Genomic DNA, 25,755 nt, shown 5'->3' on the forward strand with positions numbered 1-25,755 from the left:
CCGTCGGCGGCGGGCGTGGCGCCGCTGGCGGGCGTGGCGCCGCTGGCGGGCGGGTCCGCGATGTCCTCGGCGTAGAGGCCGCCGCGGGCGTCGATGAGCGCCTTCGCCACGGCCCAGCCGAACGCGGCCAGCGGCACGGCGACGACGGCGCCGGCGATGCCGCCGGTGTGCGCGCCGATCGCGAGCGCGATGAGGATGACGACCCCGTGCAGGCCCAGCGTGTCGCCCATCACCTTGGGCTGGAGGATGTGGTGCTCGATCTGGTTGACGATGATGACGACGATGACGAGGACGAGGCTGGGCACGGGGCCCAGCGTCACGAGGGTGACGAGCGCCGCGAGCATGCCGGTGACCAGCGCGCCGAGGATGGGCACGAAGGCGCCGAAGAAGATGAGCGCGCCCAGCGGGATCGCGAGCGGCGCGTGCATGATGAGCATGACCGCCGTGTCCACGACGGCGGCGAAGAGCGCGATGATCGTCGTCCCGCGCACGTAGCGGCCCAGGACCCGGGAGCCCTCCGCGGCCGCCAGGTGGGCGCGCTCGCGGTGGCGGGTGGGGATGAAGCCGCGCGCGAACGCCCACATCCGGTCGCCGTCGAGGAGGAAGAAGAAGAGCAGCACGAGGGTGAGGACGAGGCCGGCGCCGATCTCGCCCGCGGTGGCGAAGCCCGCGAGAGCCCGCTCGCCCAGGTTGCCGGTCTCGCCGCCCAGGGTCCGCTCGACCTGCTCGAGGCGCTCGGCGTTGAGCAGGATGCCGAACCGGCCCAGCCACTCCTGCAGGCGGGTGACGCCCTCGATCGCCTTCTCCGCGAGCTCCCCCGCCTGGTGGTAGATCGCGAGCCCGATGAGGAAGAACGCGGCGAGGAGGGCGAGCAGCGCCCCGGCGAAGGCGGTGACGGTGGAGCCCACGCGCCCGAAGCGGCGGGCCCGCAGCCAGTTGAGGGCGGGCTGCAGGGCGCACGTGAGGATCGTGGCGATGACGATGGGCAGGGAGACGATGAGCTGCGAGGACACGAGCCAGGCGATGACGGCCACGGCGGCGAAGACGATGAGGAACTGCAGCGCGCGCACGCTCAGGCGCCCCACCCCATCGGCCCACAGGCTCGCACCGGGACGCATCCCGGCCGCCGGCTCCTTCTGCCCCTCGATCATGGCCACAGCCTAGTCGAGCGCGGCGCCCGCACCGGCGGGCTCCGGCTGCTGCGCCGGGGCGGCGCCGCCCTCCTCCCAGCGGGCGGTGCGGTCGATCGTCGCCTGCCCCAGCACGCGCGTGCCGCGGTAGAGGACCATCGTCTGGCCCGGCGCCACCCCGGTCAGCGGTTCGGCGGTGCGCACGTGCAGGAGCTGGCCCGCCGGCCGGACCGCCGGGACGTCGAACTCGCTGGCCGGCGGCTCGGATTCGCAGGCCCCCAGCCACGCGCGGGCGGGGACGGGCTCGGAGTGCGCGCGGATCTGCACCTCGCACTCGATCGCGGCCCCCTCGCCCCGCCCGAGGTCCGCGGGGGGCTCGCCGCACCAGCTCGTGCGGATGCCGGTGAGCGCGTCGACGAAGAGCGCTGCGCGCCCGCCCACCGTGACCGTGTTCGAGCGCGCGTCGACGCCGGTGACATAGCGCGGCCGGCCGTCCACGGCGGGGCGCTCGAGGCTCAGGCCCCTGCGCTGCCCGACGGTGAACGACATCGCCCCCTCGTGCTCGCCGAGCACCGCGCCGTCCTCGTCTCGGATGAGCCCCGGGCGCATGGGGATCTTGTCCGCCAGCCACGCCTTCGTGTCACCGTCGGGGACGAAGCAGATGTCGTAGGAGTCGGGCTTGCTCGCCACCGGGAAGCCGCGCTCGGCGGCCTCGGCGCGCACCTCGGCCTTGGCCGCCGAGGCGCCGATGGGAAAGAGGCAGTGCTCGAGCTGGGGGCCGGTCAGCACGCCCAGAACGTAGGACTGGTCCTTGTTCATGTCGTGCCCGCGGTGGAGCTCCGGGCTGCCGGCCGGGGTGCGCACGACCTCCGCGTAGTGGCCGGTGGCCACCGCGTCGAAGCCCAGCGCGAGCGCCCGGTCGAGGAGGGCGGCGAACTTGATGCGCTCATTGCAGCGCATGCAGGGGTTGGGGGTGCGGCCCTGGGAATACTCGGCGATGAAGTCGTCGACGACGTCTTCCTTGAACCGCTCGGAGAAGTCCCACACGTAGAAGGGGATGCCGATCATCCCGGCCACGCGGGCGGCGTCCCGGGAGTCCTCGATCGTGCAGCAGCCCCGGGAGCCGGTGCGCAGGGTGCCCGGCATCCGGTTGAGCGCAAGGTGGACGCCCACGACCTCGTGGCCGGCATCGGCCGCGCGCGCGGCGGCCACGGCGGAGTCGACCCCGCCGGACATCGCGGCGAGCACCCTCATCGGCCCACCGCCCCGGTCGGAGTGGCCGGGCGCTCGGCCGAGGCGGCCCGCCAGGCGGGCTCGGCGGAGACCATGCCGGCGGCGCGTGCCTGCGCGACGACGCCGGGCACCGCCGCGATAAGCGCGTCGACCTCCGCTCCGGTGGTCGTGGGGCCCAGGGTGAAGCGCTGGGCGGAGCGGGCATCGGTCTCGCTCATGCCCATGGCCAGCAGCACGGAGCTCGGCCGGTTGACTCCGGCCGCGCACGCGGAGCCGGCGGAAGTGTCGAATCCCGCGGCATCGAAGCCGAAGAGCAGGGAATCGGCCTCGCAGCCGGGGAAGACCATGTGCACGCTGCCCGGCAGCCGCCCGGGCCCTGCGGGGCCGCTCAGGCGCGCCTGCGGCACCGCGGCCTCGATGCCCGCGATGAGCCGGTCGCGCAGGGCCGCGAGGGCGGCGGTGCGCTGGGGGCGATCCGCGCAGGCGGCGCGGGCGGCGGCAGCGAACGCCACGGCGCCGGCCACGTCGAGCGTGCCCGAGCGCACGGCTCGCTCCTGGCCGCCGCCGAACTGCACGGGGGCCACCTCGGCGTCGCGGGCCAGCAGCAGGGCGCCCACCCCCACGGGACCGCCCAGCTTGTGCGCGGTGATCGACATCGCGGCGGCGCCGAGCGCGGAGAAGTCCAGCGGCACCTGCCCGAAGGCCTGGACCGCGTCGATGTGGAGCGGCACGCCGTGTGCGCGGGCGAGCTCGGCGGCGCGCGCAATCGGCTGCAGGGCGCCCACCTCGTTGTTGGCGGCCATGACGCTGATGAGCGCGGTGCGCTCGGCGGAGTCGGCCAGCTCGGCCTCGAGCGCTGCCAGGTCGAGCACACCGGCGGAGTCGACGGGCAGGATGGCGAGCTCGGCGCCCCGGGCGGCGAGCGCCTCGGCGGTCTCGAGCACGGCGGGGTGCTCGACGGCGGAGACGAGCAGCCGCGGGCGCGCGGCCTGCGCGTTGCGGGCGCGCCACAGGCCCTGGACGGCGATGTTGTCCGCCTCGGTGCCCCCGGAGGTGAAGAGCACCTCGGAGGGGCTGCCCGCCCCGGCCAGCTCGGCGAGCTCTTCGCGCGCCGCCTCGAGGCGCATGCGGGCGGCCTGGCCGTCGGCGTGGAGGGCCGAGGGGTTGCCCACGCGGGTGAGCTCGGCTGTGTAGGCCGCCAGCACGTCCGCCTGCATGGGCGAGGTGGCGGCGTGGTCGAAGTAGGCGCGCACGGCGAACATTGTACGGGCGCAGGACCGAGCGCGCACGGGCCCGCGGCCACGCGGGCGGGGCCAGGGCGCCCTCACCCTGGGACTACACTGAGGACCGTGTTTCCGGTCCTGACGCTCCTCGAGTATGCGGCCGCCGTCATCCTCACGCTGTGGGGGGCGCTCGGCGCCATCCGCAACCGTCCCGCCGGCCGGGGCCTGCTGGGATTCGCGGCGTTCGTGCTGCTGCTCCTGCTCGTCCAGCTGGTGGTGGGGATCGCGGCATTCGGGGGCCACTCCGGGACGGACCCGCTGCTGTTCTTCGGCTACGTCGCCACCGCCATCGTGCTCATGCCGCTGGCCGGGGTGTGGGCATTCGCCGAGCTCAGCCGGTGGGGCCCGCTCGTCCTGATGGCGGCCGGGATCACGGTGTTCGTCATGGTTGTGAGGATGGATCAGATTTGGCAGTGAGCTACTCGGCAATGCACTCCGGCCTGGGGCGCGGCCTGACCGCCGTCTACGGCATCTTCGCGCTGGCCGCGACCGCCCGCGCGGGCTACGAGTTCGCCAGCAAGTTCGACCAGGCGCCGCTGGCGTATTCGCTCTCGCTGTTCTCCGCACTCGTCTACATCGTCGCGACGGTGTGCTTCGTGCTCGGCACCCGGACGAGCCACCGGATCGCGATCGGCGCCTGCCTCGTCGAGTTCGTCGGCGTCATCGTGGTGGGCGCGCTCAGCCTCATCCGCCCGGACCTCTTCCCCGATTCCACCGTGTGGTCGGCCTTCGGGATCGGCTACGGCTTCATCCCCGTCATCCTGCCGCTCGTGGGCCTGTGGTGGCTGCGCCGCGTGGGCCGCGCCGCGCAGGCGGCGTCACCCGCACAGGTGTGAGGGCGCCCGCGCACGCGTGACTGCCCCTGGACAGGGGCGAGGCCGCCGTCCGAGGCCGACGGCCGATAGCCAGCGTCTCCGCAGATGCGTGAGGGCCGGCGTCACCGGAGATGGTTGACGGCCGGCACCGAGGCAGCCTGGTCGCTGCCGCCGCTCGGGAGTGACGGCCCGGGCAGACGGGCAACGGCCACCGCCAAGGGTGGGAGACCGCGGGCCGCCGAGGGCCGGGGGGCCGCTGGCCGGCCGGCCAGGCTCCCGTGCGCCGCGGGCCGGCAGGCCCAGGGAGGCCGGCTCTGTTCAGCCCTCCGCGCTCGCCGCCCCGCCCGCGTCCGTGCCCGAGGCGCTCGGCTCCGCCGCGCTCCCCGCGGCGCCGGAGCCCGGCTCGGGGCTTGCCGTCTTCGTCTGCTTCGCGCTCTTCTTCGCGTCCTTCGAGCCCTTCGATGTCTGCGCGGAGACGAGGAACCAGTCCGAGGTGACGAGCTTGACCGCGTCGCCCTGCTGGACGGCCAGGTAGGGCACCGAGGTGTTGATGCGGATGTGGCTGCCGTCGTCGCCCGTGGTCATGACGGCCTTGACCGCGGCGCCCATGTTCACGGAGTAGTCATCGGGCACATCGAAGTCGACCGCGCAGCGCAGATCGCCCAGCGATACCGCCCCGTCGTCCTCGGTGCGCAGCCCGCGCACCTCGCCGTCGTCGGCCGGGCTGCAGTCGGCGCGCACGTTGGCGAACGCGTCATCGCCCTTGCCGAACGCCTCGACGTAGCTGCGGAAGCTCTTCGCGGCGCTGCCGCTGACCTCGGCGGCGCCCGCCGGGGCCTTGCCGGTCTCCAGGCGCGTGGCCAGCTGGGCCGCGGCCTTGGCGGCGAGCCCGGCGTGATTCTCCGGCGCGCGGGCCACGGTCCCATCGTCGCCCGCCTGGAGCGCCGGCACCTCACCGGTGGGCACGAAGATGCCCTTGGCGACCGTCCAGTCCGCCGTGGAGCTCTCCCGCTGCACGAGCATCGCCTGGGTGCCCTGCTTCTGGTCCGCGGCCTGCCCGAACGCCAGGAACCACATGGGGTACTCGCCGAAGCTCGGCCCCGCGGCCACCACGGAGGAGAAGCCGACGGCCGAGAGCTTCTGCTTATCCGCCTTCGCGATCTTCACCTCCGCGCGGGTGCGCTCGAGCAGCGAGCCCGACTGCAGCGCGTCGAGGCCCTCTCCCCCGCTGCCGAGCGCCGTGTCGAGGCGCTTCGTGTAGTCCTTGAGGAACTCACCCGCCTGGCCTTCGCGCAGGGGACCGCGCTCATAGGGCGAGACCTGCGGGTGCTCGGGTTGGGCGATGGGCAGGGGGGTGCAGCCCGAGGCGCCCAGCACCGTGGCGCCCAGGCCCGCCGCCAGGGCGAGCCCGCGCCGGTGCGCGCGAAGGCGGCGCCGGGCGGGGCCGCCTTCGGCACTCGCCTGGCCGGCGGGGCCGCCGCGGCGCTCCGCACCGCCCTGCCTGCCGGCTGCGTCGCCGGGATTGCCGCCGGTGCTGCCGCCGGCCTCGGCGCTCTCGCCCCCAGCCGAGGAGCCGGTGAAGCGCCCGCGCCGGCCCCGCCTGCGCGGTGACCGGGCGCTGCCGCGCTCGCGCGCGCTCGAGCCCGCCCGCGGCGAGCCGGCACGGCCGGCACCGTCGCCGACGGCATCGCCGGTGCTGGTGCCGTTGCCGGTGCCGTGGCTGTCGCCGCTGTCGTCGTCGCGTTCGCTGTCGCTGTCAGTCCGGTCACCGGTGTGGCCGTCGGCGGGCGAGTCATGCTCGTCCCGCGCATCGTCCGGGTGAGAAGCAGCGCCCTCGGCCCGGACGTCGCCCTCACCGCGGGCGCGATTCACCCGACCAGTGCTGCCCTCGGTCCCGTCGCCGTTCCCGGACCGCGGCGCGCCCTCGGGCCGAGCGCCATCGGCGCGGGTGCCATCCGCTACCCGAGTGTCGTCGTCGGCCCGGGCATCGTCCTTCAGCCGGGTGCCGTCCTTGAGCGGAGCGCCGTCGTCCCCACGCGGAGCATCGGAGCTGAGTGACTCGCTGGGGCTGCGCTGACCGGCCGGCTCGGCGGGATCCGGCTCGGCGGGACCCGGCGCACGGTTCGGGCTATCCGGTGCCTCCGCGGCGGGCTCCTGCGCCCCGCCCGCGGCACCCGGCTGCGCACGGGGGGCCGACTGCGCGGCCGGCGGCCCCCGGACGCCCGCGGCCTCGAAGGCCTCGGTGCGGGCGCGGTGCGCGGCCCCGCCGTCGGGGCCCTTGGGGCGCGGGCGGATGCGCTTGGCGCGGATGCGCAGCAGCAGGAACGCCGTGAGCCCGAAGGCCAGCAGCGCCACCGCAATGCCGATGACGCAGAACGCGAATACGCCCCTCACCTGCATGGTCATGCGCACGTGGACGTTGTCCAGGGTGCCAGTGCCGGAGGCGGGCGCGATGACGAGCGTCTGGCGGCTGTCGTCGAGTTCGAAGGTCCGCGAGACCGCCGCGCCCGTGTCGCGGCTGAGCCACCAGTCGCGGTCGGCCGCGGCGGCCTTGGGCGCCTCGCCCGGCACGAACCGGTGGTCGATCGCCCCGGGGAAGTGCACGTCGGTGATCTCCTCGTGCGCGACTCCGGTGAGGTAGTCCTCGGTGTCCACGCCGCTCGCGGTGCCGATGAACAGCTCCTCATCCCCGGTCGCCGTGATCGTCGCGGTGGTCTTGGCGAACGGCACGAGCTGCTCGTTGAGCAGGATCGCGCGGGCCGCGGAATCGGCCGTGAACTCGTCCGTCTCCGTCACGTCGTCCGTGCCCGCCACGGACAGCGCGGAGAGGACGAGGACAACGGCGAGGACTCCCACCAGTGCCGACAGCGCGGCGAACACCCACTTGAGCATGGCGTCAGAAGAGGGCGCGCATGAGGCGCGAACGCGCCTTCGTCACCCGCGGGTCGGCCGCGCCCACGACCTCGAACAGCTCGAGGAGGCGCACGCGCACGCGCTCGCGGTCGTCTCCGGCCAGGGTCGGGAGCATCCCGAGCAGGCGGGCGAAGGCGTCGTCGACGTGGCCGCCTGCGACGTCGAGGTCCGCGAGCTCGAGCGCCGCGTCGACGCTGCCGGGCTCGTCGGCTGCCGCCTGGCGGACCTGGCCGAGGTCCTTGCCGCGGGTGCGCTTGAGCAGGCCGACGCGCGCCAGGCCCACCTTGGCGTCCTCATCGGCGGGGGCGGCGGCGAGGGCCTCGCGGTAGATGGCCTCGGCGCCGTCCAGATCGCCGCGTTCGAGTGCGGCGAGCGCGTCCGGGTGGGCCGGCCCGGCGGGCTCCTCCGCCTGGCCCGCGACGACGGCGCGCTCGGTCATGCCCTGCTGGCCCGCGAGCTGGACGAGCTGGTCGAAAAGCTGCTTGACCTGCGCCTCGGGCTGGGCGCCCTGGAACAGCGGGACGGGCTGGCCCTGCACGATCGCGACGACGGTGGGGATCGACTGGACCTGAAACATCTGCTGGATGCGCGGGTTCGCGTCGACGTCGACCTTGCCGAGCACCAGCGCGCCGCCCATCCCCTCGACCACGCGGTCGAGCACGGGCGAGAGCTGCTTGCACGGCTCGCACCAGTCCGCCCACAGGTCGAGGACGACGGGCACGCGGGCGGAGAGCTCGACGACGCTGTTGAAGCTCGCCTCATCGACGTCGAAGACGAGCGCGGGCACGCTCACGCCGGCGCCGCCCTGGCCCGCCGCCTGGGCGGGCACGGCGGAGCGGCTGCGGACGGCGGAGAGGTCGAGGCCGCCCTGCGCACCGCCAGCCGGGGCGGGCTGCGGGGCGCTGCCGGGCTGCGGCGCGGCGCCGGGCTGACCGGGCTGCTGCGGGGGAACTGACATGTGCATCACTCCTGCTGTGGCTTCGCTGGGCCGGCGCGGCCGCGGGCCGCGCGCGGCGGTTATGGTCCTGGGGCCACTGTATTCCCACGCCGGCCCCGGTGCGCGCTGTGCGGGCGCCTAGGTCAGCTCGGCACCGGTCATCGCCTCGGTGACGCCGATGAGCTGGGGCTTGCCGCCGCCCTTCTTCGGCACGACGAACGCCACGATCTCCGCGTAGTCCGTTGTGAGCTTCTTGCTCGTCGAGGTCTCCTTGACGAGCTCGCTCTGCGGCTTGGGCACGCTGAGCGTGCCGGAGCGCCCGCCCGTGGACTCGGGGCTGATCGTGCGGGTGGAGGTCATGCTGCCCACCACCACCGCGCCGCCGTCGGCCGTCTGCTGCGCGACGACGTTCTTGCCCGGCGTGTACTTCGCGTCGATCGTCGCATTGCCCTCTGCGAGCGCCTTCTTCTGGTCCTCGAGCGACTTCTTGACCTGCTTGGCGTAGTCGTCGTCGCCGAATTCGCCGCCGCTCTTCGACCCGCCCGCCAGCGCCTTCGCGTACGCGGTGACGGTGTCCTGCGGTGTCTTCGCGAGTCCGCTGGCGTCGGCGCCCAGCAGCGTCGAGCCCTGCCGCGCGTCGTTGACCTGCGGAATCTGGCTGCCGGAGAGGAGCACCGACTGCGACCACACCTTGTAGTCGGAGCGGGCGGTGTCCTGCTTGAGCACGATGAGCTGGGTCTGGCCGGAGTCCGAGTCCTCGGTCACGAGCGTGGTGACCCGCGGCCAGGCGTCCGTCGCCGAGGTGTAGTTGAGCGTGATGGAATCCGCGGCGAGCGCCGGGGGCAGGTCGACGTCCTTGGCCTTCTTCTTCACGGCGTACGCCTTCTTGCGCAGCGCGCCGAACGGGCCGGAGGCGCGCGTCTCGAGCGTCTTCGAGCTGAGGTTGGAGTCCGCCTGCGCGACGGCCTCCGAGGCGCTGTGGAGGATCCGCTCGGCCTGGCCGTCGTCGATGACGGCGGTGGCGGTGCTGGGCTTGTCCGCCGGGGAGGGCTCGGGCAGCTCCTGGGACTGCGCACCGCAGCCGGCGAGCGCGAGCGCGGGCACGACGGCGAACGCCGCCCCCGTCTCGGCGAGCTTGCGCCGGCGCTCCTGGCGCGCGGTGCGCCGGCGGCGCTCGCGCCGGCCGCGCCGGATGCCCATGAACAGCAGCACGAGCCCGATGAGGAACGCGATCCCGCCGGCCACCATGAGCGGCACCGCCCAGGGGGTGGCGGCGTCCTTCTGCCAGGAGATGGAGACCTGCTGGGCGGCGTCGGACTTGCCGTCGGTGCCGATGAGGAACGCCGTGCGGCCGGCGTCCTGGTCCCAGTCGAGCGTCTGGGGGGCGGCGCCGGTCTGCACCGAGGTCCACAGGTCCGCGGCCGCGGGGTTGGGGGCCGAGTCCTTGCCGTCGGACTTCTCCGCCTTGAGCGCGCTCTCGCTCGTCAGCCCGGTGATCTCCGTGTGCGCGGTGTCGCCCACCCAGGCGTCGACGTTCTCCTTCGAGGCCTGGGCGATCGTCACGTCGCCCGTGCCCTCGACCGTGAGCCTGGCCGGGCCCGGGTAGAGGTTGAGCATCCCCGGGTCGACCACGACGAGCGGGCCCGGGGAGTCCAGGTCGGCCGTGGCCGTGATCGTGTCGGAGGGGGCGAGGACGGTCTTCTGCAGGATGCCGAAGCCGCCCAGGACCACCCCGAGCACCATGAAGATGACGGCGAAAACGTAGCGCACTGAGGTCCTTCCATTGGGTGGGCCGTGGTGTGGGATCCGCGAACGGGCCCGGCCAAGTCTAGTTCACGCCGTTGCCGAACCGTTATCCGCGCAGCCGATGCGTTTGCTGACTTCCCCCTGAACACTCGCCGGGTTTCCCCCTGCACGGGCGCCGGGCACCGCCCCGCGACTGCGCACCGCGCGGCGCGGCCCCCGGTCCTGCCGTGGCCTCCCACCCCGCCGTCGCGCGCCCCGCTCGGCCCGGCCTGCCCACAGGCGCCGCGTTGTACAGTGGGCCGGTGGCTTACGACAGGATTGTGTGGATCGACTGCGAGATGACCGGGCTCGTGCTCGGCACCGACGAACTCGTCGAAGTGGCGGCGATCGTCACCGACTTCGACCTCACCCCCCTCGATGAGGGCATCGACGTCGTCATCCGGCCGAGCGCTGCCGCCCGCGCGCAGATGAACGACTTCGTCACCGGCATGCACACCGCCTCGGGCCTCATCGGGGAACTCGATGGCGGCACGACCGTCGCCGAGGCGCAGGACCGGGTGCTCGCCTACATCCGCTCGCACGTCCCGGAGTCGGGCAGGGCGCCGCTGGGCGGCAACTCGGTGGGCACGGACAAGGGCTTCCTGCAGGTGCAGATGCCCGAGCTCGTCGACTGGCTGCACTACCGGATCATCGACGTCTCCTCGATCAAGGAGCTCGCCAAGCGGTGGTATCCGCGGGCCTACTACAGCGCTCCGGCCAAGACCGGGGGCCACCGTGCGCTCGGCGACATCCGGGACTCGATCGCCGAGCTCGACTACTACCGGCGGGCCGTCTTCGTGCCCGAGGGCCCCGACTCGGAGACCGCGAAGGCTATCGCCGCGCAGGTGGCACAGGCCCATTTCCCCGCGCAGGAGGCCCCCGACGCCGCCGAGGCGCCGCAGGCGGGCGGCGAGAGGTCCTCGCCCGGCGCCTGAGCCCGCTCAGCTCCCGGCCGCGCACCACTGCCCTCAGCCGCGCGCCGCTCCCGTCACCCGCGCGTCATCCCGGACCCCGGGGCGAAGATCTGGGCCGGGAAGGCCTGGGCCCGCACGACGACCCGCGCGAAGTCCTTGGCGGCCTCGGCGGCATCCGCGAGCGCCTCGTCGTCCAGCGGGGAGAACGCCACGGCCACGGAGGCGTCCGTCTGCGCCTCGATCTGCTCGCGCAGGCCGGCGGCGGCCGCGGTGGGCTCGGCCTCCTCGCCGGCGCCCACGAGCAGGCCGCGGGCCCGCAGGGACTCCTGCGCCTGGGCCCACTGCTCGGCTGACCAGCCGCGGGACTTGCGCGCGGCCTCGGGCCGGAAGGACGTGCCCGTGGCGGTGTGGAGGGCGAGCGCCTGGAGCCCGGGCAGGTCGTTGACGACGAGTGCGGCGATGTGGCCGTCCCCGCGGTATTCGCGCAGCAGGGTGGCGACCGACCAGAGGTCGAGGAACGGCTGGACGGCGGGGTCCTCGGCCTGCACCCCGGCGGCGAGGGCCTCCTGGTGCGCCGCGTAGAGGGGCCGTCCGTCCGGCAGCTGTGCGGCGAGCACCGGCTGGAGCGCGCGGCCCAGCTGCGCGGCGGCCGCCGCGAGCTCGGAGTGGTCGCGCTCCCCCTCCCCCAGGAAGAGGTGGGCGAGCATGGCCTCGGTGCCGCGCACACGCGCCGCCCAGATGCGCTCGGGGCTCGCGATCTCCCAGCACGCGGGCACGAACCGGCGCACGTGCTCGGGACTGAAGTTGTAGAACGCGGCGGTCACCACCGCGGCGCGCACCGCTCCCATGGGCGCGGCGCGGCCTGCCAGGTACGCCTGCCCGGGGTGCTCGATGCCCGCCTCGGCCAGCGCGCGGGCCACAGCCGGCGAGAAGTAGCCGGCCGAGTGCACGCTCTCGAGGCGCTTGGTCAGCTTGCGGATGAGGTCTGCTCTGCGCGTGTCCACCATGGGCCGATCCTAGCCGCGCAGCGCCGCGCCGGGGGCATCCCGCAAGGGGGACATGCAGTGCCCGGTGAGCGGTCCACGGCAACCGGTGCCCGGTCCGCGCGAGGATGCCGCCCAGCGATGCCGCCCAGCGATGGCACTCGGCGGTGGCCCTGAGGGAGCGCCCAGCCGTTCGTGTGGCACCCCACAGCCGCAAGCACTGACCCGCGCGGCCGGCGCCCAGTAGACTGGGAGGTTGAGACCGTGTGCACGGCCGCCCGCATCGGGTCCGCCGTGAGGACGTGGGCCCGGAGCGCAGGATACCCCCGCGCGGTGCGCCCCGGAAGGATGTGAGCGTGGACAACGAGATCCCACTCGGGCGGCGCAGACCGCTCTACCGGCTCTTCGAGACGATCCCCGCGATCATCAGCTACTCGGCGCTGCTGGCCGTCTTCATCATCCCGATCTTCTCGCCGCGTGCGGGCGCCGTCTACGTGCTCATTGTCGTGGGGATCATGTTCTTCCGCGCCATCCGCGGCTCGATCGACCTGGCCCGCGGCTTCGTGCGCTACAAGGCCAGCGCGCGGGTGGACTGGGGTGCGCGCCTCGTGGACATCGGCCTCACGCTCGACGGGCGGCGGGTGCCGCCGAGCCCGCCGGGCTCCTTCCACGTCCACCAGCACCGCGAGCTGCTCGACCGCGTCAAGGCCGCCCCGCAGGACTACCTCCACCCCTCGGACCTGCGCCACGCGATCATCATCGCCGCCTACAACGAGTCCTATGAGGTCATCGCCCCCACGATCCGCGGGCTCATGTACTCCACCACGCCCGGCGATCAGCTGTGCCTCTTCTTCGCCTACGAGGGCCGCGGCGGGCCGGAGATGAAGCGCACCGCCGAGCGCCTGCAGGAGGAGTTCGGCCACCGCTTCGGCCGCTTCGAGCTCGTCGAGCATCCCCGCGACCTGCCGGCGGAGCTCGCCGGCAAGGGCGCGAACATCACGTATGCGGGGCACCGGGTCCAGGAGTGGGCGCAGGCGGAGGGCTACGAGCCCGACGAGGTCATCGTCACGACCCTCGACTGCGACAACAAGCCCTATGAGTCCTACTTCGACTACGTCGCCTACGAGTACATCGCCTGCCCGGAGCGCAAGCGGCGCTCGTTCCAGCCCATCAGCCTCTACCTCAGCAACATCTGGGACGCGCCGGCCATCACCCGCGTGGTCGCCTCGGCGAACTGCTTCTGGAACCTCACCTCCACCGTGCGGCCCTTCTCGCTGCGCAACTTCGCCTCCCACTCCCAGCCGCTCGATGCGCTCATCGAGATGGACTTCTGGTCCAAGCGCACGATCGTCGAGGACGGCCATCAGTACTGGCGCTCGTACTTCCACTTCGGCGGGGACTACAGGGTCGTGCCCATCCACGTGCCGATCTACCAGGACGCCGTGCTCGCGGGCGGGCTCAAGCAGACGATGATCGCGCAGTTCAAGCAGCTCAGCCGCTGGTCCTACGGCGCCTCCGACGTGCCCTACGTGGGGCAGGCGATCTCGGATCGCAAGGCGCCCTTTTTCGGCTCCGCCCTGCGCTTCCTGGGCCTGCTCGAGGGCCACATCACGCTCGCGTCCGTCTCGCTCATCATCGCGATCGGCGGCTGGGTGCCGTTCATCGTCATGACGCAGACGGGCTCGGGCGTCGACGGCTTCGTCAAGCAGATGCCGTTCCTCGTGGGCGTCATCCAGCAGGTCGCGATGATCTCGCTGCTCATCTCGATCATCGTCTTCTGGAACCTCATCCCCCCGCGGCCGGTGCGCTACGGCCGCTTCCGGTCGGTCATGATGCTGGGCCAGTGGTTCCTCTACCCGGCGACGATCCTGGGCTACAACGCGACGACGGCCATCTACTCGCAGGGCCGGCTGCTGTTCGGCAAGTACCGCGAGAAGTTCGACGTCACGGAGAAGTCCGTGGTCTCCGAACCGCAGCGCGATGCCGCCTTCTCCGGCTCCCCGCGCTCGCTCGAGGAGATCGAGGAGTACCGGGAGGCGGAGAGCGAGCCGGAGCGCCCGCGCGCGGCCGAGGGAGGCGCGCCGGGCCAGGCCGCGCCCGGTTCGCTGCGCACAGCGGAGCGCCCGCCCCGGGAGTCCGCGCAGGACTGACACCGCGCAGCACGCCGCCGAGGCGCCGCGGGCCGAGTGCCCGCGGCGCCTCGCGTGCGTCCGGGGGCGGTGACTTGCGCTCCGAGCCTCATAGATACAAGATAGATACATGAAGTCGGCCACCGCTCGTGCCTTCGAGCACGTCAAGGGCCAGGTGCTCAGCGGGGCCCTGGCCGCCGGCACGATGACGAGCGAGGGCGAGATCGCGGCGGAGCTGGGCATCAGCCGCACGCCGGCGCGCGAGGCGTTCCTGCGCCTCGAGGCCGAGGGCCTCATGCGCCTGTACCCCAAGCGCGGGGCGCTCATCGTGCCCATCTCCCCCGCCGAGGCCGATGAGGTCTTCGAGGCCCGCCGTGTCGTCGAGTCCCACGCCGCCCGCTCGCTCACCGGTCTGCGGGACGAGGCGCTGAGCGCGGTCTGCGCACGCCTGGAGGACATCATCGAGGCCCAGCGCAGCGCGATCGCCGCGGACGACCTGCCCGCCTATGCGGCCGCCGATGCGCAGTTCCACCACTGCGTCATCGCCGCCGCCGGCAACAGTCTGCTCACCGCCTTCGCCGCGGGTCTGCGCGAGCGCCAGCAGCGCCTGGCGGCCAACTCCGTCTCCCACGACCTGGGCCGCGCCGAGGACTTCCGCGCCGCGCACGCGGCCCTCCTGTCCGCCCTGCGCGAGCGCCGCGCCGACGACTACGCCGCGCGGCTCGCCGAGCACTTCGCCACCGCCCGGGCCGCCCTGTGAATCGCGCCGCGCCCTCGCCCAAGACAACCGCCGCCGCCCCGAAGGAAGACGTGTCCCGATCCCCAGCCCCGACCCACGCCGCGGACCAGGTGGCCCGCCCCGGCTCCCCCGCGCCCGCCGGGGCCTGGCGGGCCGTCGCCTTCGTGATGTTCGCCGTGGCCTGGGGCGGCAACGAGTTCACCCCGCTCCTCGTCATGTACCGCCAGAACGGGGACTTCTCCCCTGTGGTGGCCGATGGCCTGCTGGCCGCCTACATCTTCGGCATCGTGCCCGCGCTGCTCATCGGCGGCCCGCTGTCCGACCGCTTCGGGCGCCGGCCGCTGCTGCTGCCGGCGGCTCCCCTTGCGCTGGCCGGTTCGCTCGTCATCGCCGCCGCCCCCGCCTCGTTCGTCGCCGTGGGCATCGGCCGGGTGCTGTGCGGGCTCGCGCTGGGGCTGGGCATGGCCGTCGGCGCCGCCTGGATCTCCGAGCTCTCGCGCACAGCCGATGCCGGTGCGGGCCCCCGGCGGGCCTCGCTGTCGCTGACGACCGGCTTCCTCGTCGGCGCCGGGGCGGCCGCCGCGCTGGCGCAGTGGGCCCCGTTGCCCGAACGGCTCAGCTACGGCGTGCACATCGTCATCGCACTCCTGGCCTCCCTGGCCATCCTGCGCGCCCCGGAGACCCGGCGGCGGCGTACCCCGGAGGAGGCCGGCAGCCTGCTGGCAGACCTCAAGGTGCCGGCAGTCGCCCACCGCCGCTTCCTCTTCGTCGTGATCCCGGTCGCCCCGTGGGTCTTCGGGGCCGCGGGGAGTGCCTACGCGGTGCTGCCCGGACTCATGGCGGATCACTCCGGCGGCCTGCCGATCGCGCTCTCGGGCCTGCTCACGGTCATCTGCCTGGGCGCGGGCACCGTGGTGCAGATGCTGGGCAAGCGCATCGACACCCACCGCAGCGCTCGCGCCTCCGCGCTGGCCATGGGCATCATCCTCGTGGGCATGGTGATCGCGGCGTTCGCGGCCTCTCGCCTGACGCTCCCGCTGGCCATCGCGGGCGCCGCCGTCCTGGGCGCGGGCTACGGGCTCGCGATGATCGCCGGGCTCAGCGAGGTCCAGCGCATCGCGGGACCCGACGACCTCGCGGGGCTCACGAGCGTCTTCTACAGCTTCTCCTACCTGGGCTTCTTCGTCCCGGTCACGCTCACCGCGCTCTCCGCGCACTTCACCTTCGCCCAGCTCTTCACCGCCGGCGCCGTCATGGCGGCACTCTGCGGCGCGGTGGTCGTGAGCGCCTGGCGCACCCACCTGCCCACCGGGGAGGGCGCACGGGCCGTATCGTGGGAGCCGGACGACGCCGCGTCCTGAAGCGGCCGGCGGCGCCCACGCGCACACCCGCCCCGCCTCGGGCGCGGGAATCACGGTGCCCGCGGGCACCCATGACGAGGGGAGAGGCCATGGCGAACGGCACCTACGTGGAGGCCAGCTACGAGCGGGACACCGCCTACATCGAGGACCGGATCACCTCGGACGGGACAGGCCAGTGGCCCGTCGAGGCCGGCCGCTACCGGCTCATCGCCGCCCGCGCCTGCCCGTGGGCGAACCGCACGATCATCGTGCGCCGCCTGCTGGGGCTCGAGGGCGCGATCTCCATGGGCCTGGCCGGCCCCACCCACGACGCGGACTCGTGGACGTTCGACCTGGACCCCGGCGGTCTCGACCCAGTGCTGCGCATCCCCAAGCTCAAGGACGCCTACGAGCGGCGCTTCCCCGGCTACCCCAAGGGCATCACGGTCCCCGCGATCGTCGACGTGCCCAGCGGCGAGGTCGTGACGAACAACTTCCCGCAGATCACCGTCGACTTCTCCGAGCAGTGGCGGGACTTCCAGCGCGAGGGCGCCCCGGACCTCCTGCCGGCGCAGCTGCGCGGGGAGATGGAGCGGGTGAACAAGCGCGTGTACACCGAGGTCAACAACGGCGTCTACCGGTGCGGGTTCTCCGGCTCACAGGAAGCCTACGACGCGGCGTTCGACCGGCTCTTCACCGCGCTCGACTGGCTCGAAGAGCGCCTGGCCGACCGGCGCTACCTCATGGGCGACACGATCACCGAGGCGGACGTGCGGCTGTTCACGACGCTCGCCCGGTTCGACCCCGTCTACCACGGCCACTTCAAGTGCAACCGGAGCAAGCTCGACGAGCTGCCCAACCTCTGGGGCTATGCGCGCGACCTGTTCCAGACCCCCGGGTTCGGCGACACGATCAGCTTCTCCCAGATCAAGGAGCACTACTACATCGTCCACAGCGACATCAATCCCACGGGGATCGTGCCGGACGGCCCGGATCTGTCCAACTGGGTCTCCCCCCACGGGCGGGAGGCGCTGGGCGGCTCGCCGTTCGGGGCGGGCACCGCGCCCGGCCCCGTCCCCGAGGGCGAGCGCGTGCCCGTCGCGGAGAACCCGCACATCGGCGCCGACGGCCTCGTCGTCGTGCCCGGGGCATGAGGGGTGCGGGAACGACGGGGAGCGCTGAGAGCACGAGAAGCACTGGCGTTTGCGGAGCCCCGCGGACATGATGAGTGCCGTGGCCACGAGGAGTGCCGGAGCCGTGAGGAGCGGTGCGGCTGCGGGCGGCGCCCGGGCGGAGGCGGCCTCGTGAGCGCCGTGGCCATCGCGGCGGGGTTCGTCTGGCTGGGCATGGTCCTGGCCATCTCGTTCCTCGAGGCGCCGCTGAAGTTCCAGGCCCCCGGCATCACGATCCCGCTGGGGCTGGGGATCGGCAGGCTCGTCTTCCGCGCGCTCAACGCCTGCGAGCTCGCGCTCGCCGCGGTGGTGACGGCGGGACTGCTGCTCTCCGGCGGCGGTCCGGGCGGTTCCTGGGGCCTGGGCGGGTGTGCGCTGCTGGGCGCGGTGGCCCTCCTGCTGCTTCAGCTCCTCCTCGCCCGCCCGCTCGTCACCCGCCGCTCGGATGCCGTGCTCGCGGGCCAGGACCCCGGCGAGCACCGCTCCCGGGCGCACCTGCTCTACGTGGCCTTCGAGGTCGCCAAGGCCGCCGCGCTGGGAGTCGGAGCGATTGCCTCGATGGTGGCCCTGGCGGCGCTGACCGGCTGAGCGGGCCGCGCTCCGCGCCCGCACCCCTCGAGGGCCCCGCCCATGGGGTGCCTGGACCCGCACGCATCGACTGGACCCGCACCCATCGAAAGGAAACCGATCGACATGGCAGACGATCCCAGCGATTCGGCCGGCACCGCACCTCGGGCAGCCGACCAGAGCGGCCCGAGGCGGAATGGCCCGAGCGGCGGAACGGCGAGTCCGGGCACTCCGGGTCCCGGCACGCCGAGTCACGGCGCTGCGAATCCCAGCGCTGCGAACACCGGCGCCCCGGGTGTCGGCGCCGTGAGCCTCTCCGCCCTGAGCCGGGAGCTGGTGGCCAAGGCGCGCGGTGCGCACGCGGGCAGGGCCGCGCACATGGTGGCCGGGGGCCACGAGACCGTGCTGAGCCAGACGGTCCTGGCGCTGGCCGCCGGCAGCGGCCTCGCGGAGCACGATGCGCCGCCGGAGGCGACCCTCCAGGTGCTCTCGGGCCGGATCGCGCTCACCGCCGGGGAGCAGCGGTGGGAGCTGGGCACGGGCGAGCTCATCGACATCCCCCACGCCCGGCATGCCGTCGAGGCGCTCGCAGACAGCGCGTTCCTGCTCAGCGTGGTCCGGGAGCGCTGAAGCACGGGCCCCCGGGGGCCGCGGCCGTTCGCGGGCCGGTACCGGGGCAGGCGCAAAGGCCCCGCACGCCCGATGAACGGGGTGCGGGGCCTTGCTCGGCTGGGGTGGCTAACGGGACTTGAACCCGCGGCCCCCGCGACCACAACGCGGTGCTCTACCAACTGAGCTATAGCCACCATCGCATATCCGGCGCACCACTTCGGCGCGCAGACAGCAGATGACATGCTAGTTGCCCGGCTTCGCGTTTGGCAAACCCGGACCGGCCACAACGATTGCGTCACCGGCGGGTAACTATTCGGACTCATCGGGCAGGCGGCCCCGTTGGGCTTCGTACACTGAAAAACCGCCTTCCCCGTCCGCCTGCCGTCTACCGCGAGGTCTGCCGTCCATGTCCACCGCTTCCGTGCGCGTTGCCGCCGATCGCTCGGCGCAGCTCACGGTCGGCGACGCGGTGAGCGAGCACCCGGACCTGGGCGCGGCGATGGCACAGCTCGTCCAGGCCGCGAAGGCCGCGGGCGAGGACATCACCGCGCAGATCCACGACGGGCAGGCCGTTCGGACGATCACGATCGAATCGGGCGGCCGCATTTCCGCCGCCCCGCCCACCGAGCCCGCACCGGGCGCCGCCGCGGACCCTGCGACGGGTCCCGGGGCGCAAGCCGGGTCTGCCGCCCGGCTCGGGGCCGCCGGTCCGTCCGCACCCCGCGCCCCATCCGCGGCCGGCGTTCCATCCGCGCCCGGTGCTCCGTCCGCGGCATCGGAGGCCCCCGCGCAGTCGCGGGCAGAACCCGCGGCGGGGCAGGAGTCCGCCTACCCGGTGGGCACTCCGTTCTCCGGCCCCGCCGAGCCGACCCGCGCCTCGGCCCGGGCCTCCAAGCGCAGCGCGCGGCGCGCCGAGCGAGCCCAGCGCAGCGCGCCCGCCCGCCGGGACGGGCCCGGCGCCGGCCGCGCGAAGCGGGGCGCGCTGCCCCAGCTGCGCGGGCTCACGATGCCGGGCATCGTGCTGGCCATCCTGCTCGTCGGGGCGCTGGCCGCCTACTTCGTCCCCACCATCATCGGCGCGCCGGGCACGGGCGCACCTCAGAGCATCTCCGCGGCGAGCAGCCAGGCGCAGCAGTCGGAGATCCGCGTCGAGGACTCGTCCGAGCCCGTGCCGGGTTATGCCGAGGAGCCCGCCTGGCAGGCGAAGGTCGAAAGCACCGCCTCCGTCACGGCCACGGCCCGCGGGGTCCTCGTCATCGACGAGCAGAAGCTGCGCGTCCTCGACCCCCGCAGCGGCGATCAGCGCTACGGCGGCAGCCTGGACGGCCGCCTCGACTTCGCCGTCGATACGACGATCGACGGCCGCAAGGCACTGCTGTGGCGCACGGGCCGGCACGCGCAGGCGCTCTTCGACGGCACCTCGGCGCCCGTGGACTACACGCTGCCCGCGGGCGCACGCCTCTCCTCGGCCGGTTCGAGCGTGCTCGTCAAGACCGGGAACTCCCTGTCCACGTTCACCGGCGACGGGATGCGCAACATCCCCACGCCGCCGGCGGGCTCGACGCCCATGGCGCTCGACGACGACCGGCTCATCAGCGCGGAGTTCCGCGGGCCGCTCATCAGCACCGACATCGCCACGGGCCAGACCACGCGCATCGCACTCGAGAAGCCCGAGGAGGGCCTCGAGATCATCCGCTGGGTGTCCGCCGGGCACGGCAAGGTCGTCACCCTGTGGGGCCAGCCAGGGGCCAGCACGAACAGCGGCCACCGCATCCAGCTGGTGGTCAGCGAGGCGGAGACCGGCATGATCGCCTCCACGGTCTCCACATCGACGGACGCCGTGGGCGAGGCGAGCTGGGTGCGCGGGCAGAACTACGAGTACGCCGTCATCGGCCCCTACCTGTTCAACATGCGCAGCGGACTGCTGGTGCGCGACGGCTCCGAGGCCGATGTCCGGTTCTCCGAGCCGCGCGGCACGCTCACCCCGGTCACGGTCGACGGCGCCGCATGCCTGCTCTCCGGCAGCACGGCGTATAGGACCCAGACGAATCTGCTCGCCGTGACGGGGGGCGCGCCAGGGTACGCGATCGTGCGGCAGGGCTCGGACCGGGTCGTCGGCTACCCGGAGCAGGGCTGAGCGTGTACATTTTGTGAAATCTGTGGCTTTTGAACGTTTAGAACGCGTGGGGATGGCCCTGACCAGCGCACACGCCCTACCATGGGACGGGGTCCGGTACTCAGCGCCGTCCGCCCCGCGCACCCTGGGCTCCCCTCCCATTGCCCCCGCAGGCACCGGCACGGTCCTGTGCGGCCCCGCACCCCAGCAGCGACGAAGAGGAACAGCATGACGACGGTCTCCGCCCTGAGGAGCCGAGCCGTCGCATGCGCCGTCGCCCTCGCACTCGCGGTGGCTCCGCTCGGTGCCGGCGCTGCGCTCGCGGCCGACGGCGATGGTGCGGATTCATCGGCCCCCGCGACCACGGCGCCGCAGCCCAGTGCCTCCGACAGCTCGACGGCGCCCTCCACGACTTCGCCGGGGTCACCCGCACCGACGCCGACGCCCACGCGCACCCCACAGCCCACGACGACCCCCAAGCCCACGAACACGCCGCAGCCCACGCCCGTGCCCACGCAGTCCTCATCCACGGCCCCCGAACCCAGCCCAGTGGAACCAGAGCCGGAGCCGAACGCGAGCAATGGCGATTCGGTCGCGCCGGCACCGGGCCGGAGCCCGCACCGCCACCCCGGCAGCGTCGAGCGCGACCCGTCGAACGGCAGCGGCGGCTCCGGCAGTTCCTTCGGCGACGACGCCGGCAACGACTGGGCGCCGAGCAGCCAGAGTTCCGGCGAGCGCGCCGCCTCCGACTACTCCGATCCGGTCCCCCGTGCTCCCGGTGGCGACAACGCCGATGCGATCGGCGCCGATGGTGCGACCACGCAGGCGGCGCCCGCCGGGACCGCCGATCCTAACGCGGATGCCGACGATGCGGGCAGCAGCTTCGCGGAGGGCTTCTCCTGGCCGATCGCGGTGATCTGCGGCATCATCGCGCTGGCCCTGGGCATCGCGGTCTTCGTGCTCGGCCGCCGCCGTGGCGCCGCCCCGCCCTCGCACTGACGCTCGCCTCGCGGTGCCCCGCCCTGGGATGGACGGGATGCGCTGAGCTGTGGTGCGCCCGTGCCGGGCTCCCTGGCCTGCGCCTGGCCGCTGAGGCGGTGGACGATGTCGCGGTGAGCGGGATGCCCGAGCGCGGGCGCCCGGAACCGCTGTGTCCGGCCCGTGGCCGCATCCTGCGCGGCCCGTGCCGGCGCCGGCGCAGCCGGCGCCGGCCGCGATCCTGCAAGGTCCTGCGCGGCCATCCCCCGTGCATTCCCGCACCCTGCCTCATCCCGTGCGGTCAGCGCCCCTGTGGGGTCAGCGCACTGTGCGGCCACACCCTCCCGCGCAGTCAGCGCCTTGTACGGTCCAGCGCGCTGCACGATTCTGTCCGGCCACGAACCCGCCCTGTCGGTGTCACACGGGATCCTGCATGGCCACCACCCCAAGCTGACAGCCCCGCACGCTTTCCAGCCCAGGGGCGGGCGCTCAAGGGATGTAACTCGGCAGCAGCCCCCCCCAATGCCGCCGGCGGTGGCGCAATACGGGGTCATCGAACCGATGGTTAAGCGCGGGATCGGCGAACCCAGAACCGCATGGCGAAGGCCCCTCACCGGACGTTATGCCTGGTGAGGGGCCTGCATTCTGTGCACCCCCCGGGACTTGAACCCGGAACCCACTGATTAAGAGTCAGTTGCTCTGCCAATTGAGCTAGAGGTGCGCGCAACGAGACATGACTCTACACGCTCGCCACCTGGTTGTGAAATCGAATCCGGCCCTCACAGGGCCGATGTGCTGGAGATCACCAGCGCGCACCGCACGGCATCCCGGCGGCCGATTCCCACCGTCCGCGGTCGCCTCAGCGGCGGCTCTTGACCACCGCGAGCGTGATGCCCGCGGCGACGGCGAGCGCGATGCCGCCGAAGAGCGCGATGCGCTCGACCTTGGGCGACCCGTCGGGGTTGATGACGACCGACTTCGCCTGCGCCTCGGCCTGCGCCGCGAGCGCCTTGGGGTGGAGACGGCCCACGAGCTCGTCCACATTGGCCGACAGGCGCTGCTCGCGCAGGCGGATCGACTCGACGAGCTGTTCGCGGTTGGCCGTGTCGACCGTGACGTCCGAGGTGTACACGCTGCTGCTCACTGAAACTTCCTCACCTTGTGCCTATGCGGCAGCCTGAGCGCGGCCGCGAGACCGCGGCGGGCAGGCGTGCCCGACTCTTCAGATCAGAGCTTACCGTGAACCGCGGGCGCCGTGTCCGCGCACCCGCGTATCGTTGTGCACGCGCCTTTGGCCGCAGGCCGAGGGCCCACCCAGACCTCGCGGTCGTGCGCGCCGAGCGCACGGAACCGCGCCCAACGAAGGGAGACCCATGCCCCGCCTCGAACCTGGCAACACCGCCCCCGCCTTCACCCTCCAGGACCAGGACGGGGCGGACGTCTCCCTTGCCGACTACGCCGGCCGCCGGGTCGTGGTCTACTTCTACCCCGCCGCGATGACCCCGGGCTGCACGACGGAGGCCTGCGACTTCCGCGACTCGCTGGCAGCCCTCGCCGGCGCCGGCGTCGACGTCCTGGGCGTCTCGCCGGACGAGCCGGCCAAGCTCAAGCGGTTCGCGGAGCAGGAGGGCCTGACGTTCCCACTGCTGTCCGACCCGGACAAGACGATGATGACCGAGTGGGGCGCGTTCGGCGAGAAGAAGAACTACGGGAAGGTCGTCCAGGGCGTCATCCGCTCCACCGTGGTGGTCGCGGCCGACGGCACCGTCGAGGCCGCCCAGTACAACGTCAAGGCCACCGGCCACGTCGCCCGCCTGCGCAAGCAGCTGGGCATCGACGCCGCGTAGGGTGCGCAGGCGGGCCCAGCACGCCCATCCCGCCGCCGAGGCGCGGGCCAGGGCACGTCCGTTCCGGCCGCGCCGTGCACAGCCGCCTGCGCCGCACGGGTTCCCGCTTACCTGGCGCCCCTTCCTTGGGGCCGCCCGCTGGCGCCCTCCGGTTCGTGTTCGCCCGCACTCGCCCGCCAGACACGGCCGGCGGGCGGGCGCGTGCACTAGGCTGGGCCTCGCTCGCGCGAGTGGCGGAATAGGCAGACGCGCTGGATTTAGGTTCCAGTGCCTTCGGGCGTGGGGGTTCAAGTCCCCTCTCGCGCACAGCATGAAAATGGCTCTTGACCTGGGATTTAGCTCTCCGCGCTGGGAGCCATTTTCGTCTCATGTGCTGAGATATATGCAAGCGCCACCGAGATGGGCCGCGAAGAGGCTGACTGTTGCTTTCTGCATCGCCGAGGCGACGTGCCTGTAGATGTTCATCGGAGTGGTGATGGCGGAGTGCCCCAGGCGTGCCTGGGGCACTTTGGGATGCACGCCCATCTCCAGCAGGAGCGTAGCGTGCATGTGCCGGAGGCCCTTGATGGTGACCCTGGGCAGGCTCGAATGCTTCTCAGCGAGTCAGTTCAGGTGACGATCCCAACGGCTGGTCATTGCATCGGGTGATCGCAAGTTGCCCTCGTCGTAACCGAAGACGTTCGCGTCGGCTATCACGAACTCGAACGTGACCGTGGCACGTGCCGCCGTGCGGGTTTTCAGGACGGCGCTGGTCTCGGGGTCAACGTCGATGACGCGGGCGTTGCCGGTCTTCGGGCTCTTCGTCTTCGACCAATCGTCGGTGCCCACGGCGCGGTGGATGCTGACGCGCTCCCCGCTGGTGTTAGTGTCGGATCATTTCAGCGCGTTGACCGTGCGCTTCTTCTTCGACGGGTTGACCGCGATCGCCCGTCATCGATCGCCGCGTCCAGGAGCGCGCCGGGGACGACGTGCACCTTGTGGATGCTGCTCGCCGACAACGGCTGTCCTTTCCCGTAGGTGTCTTTCCGTGCGCTCATTTCGAGTTCGCGGTAATGGGAGCCGATGCGGGTGGCGGTGAGCTTGTCGATCCTGATCTTCCCCGGATCGGGGGTGATGTGGTTACGGATGATCCTCCGATACCCATTGTTCGTCGATGCCGCCAGCCGCAGGCTCGACACCCAATATTCCGCATACACGCCCACAGTCGGGGGCTTGCCCTGGTCATGCAGTCGCCCAGGAGACTTGGTGCCGGGATCGGGAACATCGCTGCTTCTTCACCCCCTCGGGTGCGCCCACCGCCCCGCTGGGCGGGGTGTCGGGCCCGGTCATGCCGTCTGCCCTTCTCTCGTTGTGGTGCTGCCCTATGCGGTGAACAGGGAGGCTTTGGGGTCCAGTTGCAGGAGTCGCCCCGGTGGTGTGGACTTCGCGCGCGGTCTGGGTGTCGTATCGTTCCCGGTAGACCTCGCGCGAGGTGACCCCCACCTGGCCGCGGTCGTAGCTGCCCATCATTTCCTCGGTGCAGTGCTTCGCGTTGATCGCATGCAACCGTTGCTCCCGCCAATAGCGCACGAGGTCTTCCGGAGTCAGCTTCACCGTCCCCGCGATCCACGCCTGCACCTCCTCAGGCATATACGACTCCGGCACCCCCGTGAGAGTCACCGCGCCAGCAGGCGGGGTGAGGATCACTGCCAGAGTCGTGCGGAAAACGTAGGCCAGGGCGGTGAGGTCGAACACATACTTCCACGCGGCGATCCCCGTTCTCGATCTTGCCGATCCCCGACGCAGAGAGCTCGCAGCCCGCTTCCGTCATGAGACGCGCGGCACTACGCACGTTCATCGCGATCGCTTGCCGCGCAGCCCGCAGGTTCGCGGCGACGTGTTCGTGCGCGATGCCAGCGGGGTTACCCCGCACCCGTTCTGTTTCCCTCAGAGGAACATGCGGGCCCACTATTGACACCTCAAGCCCCGTGATGAAGTTTTGGGAAGTATTCGAGCTGTCTAGGAAACATGAGGTGGGCGATGCGTACCGTGACAGCCACACGTGATGACCTCCGCCACTCCCAAAGTGCGGTCATCACCCGCACCGAAGCTGCCGCCGCACTGGGTGTCGATCCCCGCACCATGAGCGCAAGCATGGGCCTTCGCCCCGGATCGTGGACACGGTGTTGGTTGATTATGCTGCGGTTGGCAGCGTAGCGGCCCGGTGGGCCTCGTAGGTGGACGGGGACTGGTGGCCGCACCAGGAGTGGCGTCGGCGGGTGT

At 72.6% G+C, this 25,755-nt stretch carries 24 protein-coding genes and 3 tRNA genes; 13 read left to right on the top strand and 14 right to left on the bottom strand.

Annotated features, from left to right (window positions below; all coding sequences use genetic code 11):
* The 3 genes from GSY69_RS09545 to GSY69_RS09555 all read right to left on the bottom strand — a co-directional run.
* Positions 1–1,151 (bottom strand): AI-2E family transporter (locus GSY69_RS09545; protein WP_160953629.1); only part of this gene is annotated, 1,151 nt, incomplete at its 3' end.
* 9 nt (positions 1,152–1,160) lie between these two features.
* On the bottom strand, positions 1,161–2,384 hold the full coding sequence (mnmA, locus tag GSY69_RS09550; RefSeq protein WP_160953630.1) for a tRNA 2-thiouridine(34) synthase MnmA: 1,224 nt from the start codon (positions 2,382–2,384) through the stop codon (positions 1,161–1,163).
* Positions 2,381–3,616: a cysteine desulfurase family protein gene (locus GSY69_RS09555; protein ID WP_160953631.1), complete on the bottom strand. Its 1,236-nt coding sequence runs from the start codon at positions 3,614–3,616 to the stop codon at positions 2,381–2,383. Before GSY69_RS09555 ends, mnmA begins: the two co-directional genes overlap by 4 nt.
* A gap of 96 nt (positions 3,617–3,712) precedes the next feature.
* Here GSY69_RS09555 and GSY69_RS09560 point away from each other — a divergent pair, with 96 nt between their 5' ends.
* Positions 3,713–4,063: a hypothetical protein gene (locus tag GSY69_RS09560; RefSeq protein WP_160953632.1), complete on the top strand. Its 351-nt coding sequence runs from the start codon at positions 3,713–3,715 to the stop codon at positions 4,061–4,063.
* Entirely contained in the window at positions 4,060–4,482 is a 423-nt protein-coding gene (locus tag GSY69_RS09565) for a hypothetical protein (protein ID WP_407925021.1), read from the top strand. Before GSY69_RS09560 ends, GSY69_RS09565 begins: the two co-directional genes overlap by 4 nt.
* A 297-nt stretch (positions 4,483–4,779) precedes the next feature.
* Here the strand turns inward: GSY69_RS09565 and GSY69_RS09570 are convergent, their stop codons facing one another.
* The 3 genes from GSY69_RS09570 to GSY69_RS09580 form a co-directional block, all read right to left on the bottom strand.
* Positions 4,780–7,353: a hypothetical protein gene (locus GSY69_RS09570; RefSeq protein WP_160953633.1), complete on the bottom strand. Its 2,574-nt coding sequence runs from the start codon at positions 7,351–7,353 to the stop codon at positions 4,780–4,782.
* 4 nt (positions 7,354–7,357) lie between these two features.
* Positions 7,358–8,332, bottom strand: coding sequence for a tetratricopeptide repeat protein (locus GSY69_RS09575; RefSeq protein ID WP_160953634.1), 975 nt, complete (start codon positions 8,330–8,332; stop codon positions 7,358–7,360).
* Between the two features lie 117 nt (positions 8,333–8,449).
* Complete coding sequence (locus tag GSY69_RS09580) at positions 8,450–10,081, bottom strand: hypothetical protein (protein ID WP_160953635.1); 1,632 nt, start codon at positions 10,079–10,081, stop codon at positions 8,450–8,452.
* 314 nt (positions 10,082–10,395) lie between these two features.
* Here GSY69_RS09580 and orn point away from each other — a divergent pair, with 314 nt between their 5' ends.
* Complete coding sequence (orn, locus tag GSY69_RS09585; protein ID WP_160953649.1) at positions 10,396–11,031, top strand: oligoribonuclease; 636 nt, start codon at positions 10,396–10,398, stop codon at positions 11,029–11,031.
* A gap of 53 nt (positions 11,032–11,084) precedes the next feature.
* Here orn and GSY69_RS09590 read toward each other — a convergent pair whose 3' ends face one another.
* Positions 11,085–12,017: an SCO6745 family protein gene (locus GSY69_RS09590; protein ID WP_160953636.1), complete on the bottom strand. Its 933-nt coding sequence runs from the start codon at positions 12,015–12,017 to the stop codon at positions 11,085–11,087.
* A 332-nt stretch (positions 12,018–12,349) separates the two neighbouring features.
* Between GSY69_RS09590 and GSY69_RS09595 the strand changes: the two genes are divergently transcribed.
* The 6 genes from GSY69_RS09595 (at position 12,350) to GSY69_RS09620 (ending at position 18,570) form a co-directional block, all read left to right on the top strand.
* Positions 12,350–14,143, top strand: coding sequence for a hypothetical protein (locus GSY69_RS09595; RefSeq protein ID WP_202410990.1), 1,794 nt, complete (start codon positions 12,350–12,352; stop codon positions 14,141–14,143).
* A gap of 109 nt (positions 14,144–14,252) precedes the next feature.
* Positions 14,253–14,882, top strand: a complete 630-nt coding sequence (locus GSY69_RS09600) for a GntR family transcriptional regulator (protein WP_160953637.1) — start codon at positions 14,253–14,255, stop codon at positions 14,880–14,882.
* Between the two features lie 50 nt (positions 14,883–14,932).
* Positions 14,933–16,222, top strand: a complete 1,290-nt coding sequence (locus GSY69_RS09605) for an MFS transporter (protein WP_328698832.1) — start codon at positions 14,933–14,935, stop codon at positions 16,220–16,222.
* Between the two features lie 89 nt (positions 16,223–16,311).
* The gene (locus tag GSY69_RS09610; protein ID WP_160953638.1) at positions 16,312–17,355 is read left to right on the top strand and encodes a glutathione S-transferase family protein; all 1,044 of its coding nucleotides are present in this window, start codon (positions 16,312–16,314) and stop codon (positions 17,353–17,355) included.
* A 150-nt stretch (positions 17,356–17,505) separates the two neighbouring features.
* The gene (locus tag GSY69_RS09615) at positions 17,506–17,961 is read left to right on the top strand and encodes a hypothetical protein (protein ID WP_202410991.1); all 456 of its coding nucleotides are present in this window, start codon (positions 17,506–17,508) and stop codon (positions 17,959–17,961) included.
* Positions 17,962–18,246: 285 nt separating this feature from the next.
* The gene (locus GSY69_RS09620; protein ID WP_160953639.1) at positions 18,247–18,570 is read left to right on the top strand and encodes a cupin domain-containing protein; all 324 of its coding nucleotides are present in this window, start codon (positions 18,247–18,249) and stop codon (positions 18,568–18,570) included.
* Positions 18,571–18,670: 100 nt separating this feature from the next.
* Here the strand turns inward: GSY69_RS09620 and GSY69_RS09625 are convergent.
* A tRNA-His gene (locus GSY69_RS09625) sits at positions 18,671–18,746 on the bottom strand.
* Between the two features lie 212 nt (positions 18,747–18,958).
* Here GSY69_RS09625 and GSY69_RS09630 point away from each other — a divergent pair.
* Both GSY69_RS09630 and GSY69_RS09635 read left to right on the top strand, forming a co-directional pair.
* Positions 18,959–20,689: a hypothetical protein gene (locus tag GSY69_RS09630; protein WP_160953640.1), complete on the top strand. Its 1,731-nt coding sequence runs from the start codon at positions 18,959–18,961 to the stop codon at positions 20,687–20,689.
* A gap of 207 nt (positions 20,690–20,896) precedes the next feature.
* Positions 20,897–21,667: a hypothetical protein gene (locus tag GSY69_RS09635; protein WP_160953641.1), complete on the top strand. Its 771-nt coding sequence runs from the start codon at positions 20,897–20,899 to the stop codon at positions 21,665–21,667.
* Positions 21,668–22,294: 627 nt separating this feature from the next.
* Here GSY69_RS09635 and GSY69_RS09640 read toward each other — a convergent pair.
* Both GSY69_RS09640 and GSY69_RS09645 read right to left on the bottom strand, forming a co-directional pair.
* Positions 22,295–22,367 (bottom strand) — tRNA-Lys (locus GSY69_RS09640).
* 138 nt (positions 22,368–22,505) lie between these two features.
* Positions 22,506–22,790, bottom strand: a complete 285-nt coding sequence (locus tag GSY69_RS09645; RefSeq protein ID WP_160953642.1) for a DUF3618 domain-containing protein — start codon at positions 22,788–22,790, stop codon at positions 22,506–22,508.
* A gap of 229 nt (positions 22,791–23,019) precedes the next feature.
* On the opposite strand from GSY69_RS09645, the gene bcp reads away from it, so the two are divergent.
* Entirely contained in the window at positions 23,020–23,493 is a 474-nt protein-coding gene (gene bcp / locus GSY69_RS09650; RefSeq protein ID WP_160953643.1) for a thioredoxin-dependent thiol peroxidase, read from the top strand.
* Between the two features lie 224 nt (positions 23,494–23,717).
* Positions 23,718–23,799: transfer RNA gene (locus GSY69_RS09655), tRNA-Leu, on the top strand.
* Positions 23,800–23,859: 60 nt separating this feature from the next.
* Here GSY69_RS09655 and GSY69_RS15380 read toward each other — a convergent pair.
* From GSY69_RS15380 to GSY69_RS09675, 4 genes are read right to left on the bottom strand one after another with little or no spacing between them, the layout of a single operon-like run.
* Positions 23,860–24,075, bottom strand: coding sequence for a tyrosine-type recombinase/integrase (locus tag GSY69_RS15380; RefSeq protein WP_407925022.1), 216 nt, complete (start codon positions 24,073–24,075; stop codon positions 23,860–23,862).
* A gap of 21 nt (positions 24,076–24,096) precedes the next feature.
* Positions 24,097–24,321, bottom strand: coding sequence for a hypothetical protein (locus tag GSY69_RS09665; RefSeq protein WP_160953645.1), 225 nt, complete (start codon positions 24,319–24,321; stop codon positions 24,097–24,099).
* 50 nt (positions 24,322–24,371) lie between these two features.
* A complete protein-coding gene (locus GSY69_RS09670) occupies positions 24,372–24,689 on the bottom strand; it encodes a tyrosine-type recombinase/integrase (RefSeq protein ID WP_160953646.1) in 318 nt (105 codons plus the stop codon).
* 25 nt (positions 24,690–24,714) lie between these two features.
* Positions 24,715–25,227, bottom strand: coding sequence for a hypothetical protein (locus GSY69_RS09675; protein ID WP_160953647.1), 513 nt, complete (start codon positions 25,225–25,227; stop codon positions 24,715–24,717).
* Positions 25,228–25,755: the final 528 nt, after the last annotated feature.

Origin of the sequence: Brevibacterium rongguiense (assembly GCF_009857845.1) — a bacterium.
GTDB lineage: Bacteria > Actinomycetota > Actinomycetes > Actinomycetales > Brevibacteriaceae > Brevibacterium > Brevibacterium rongguiense.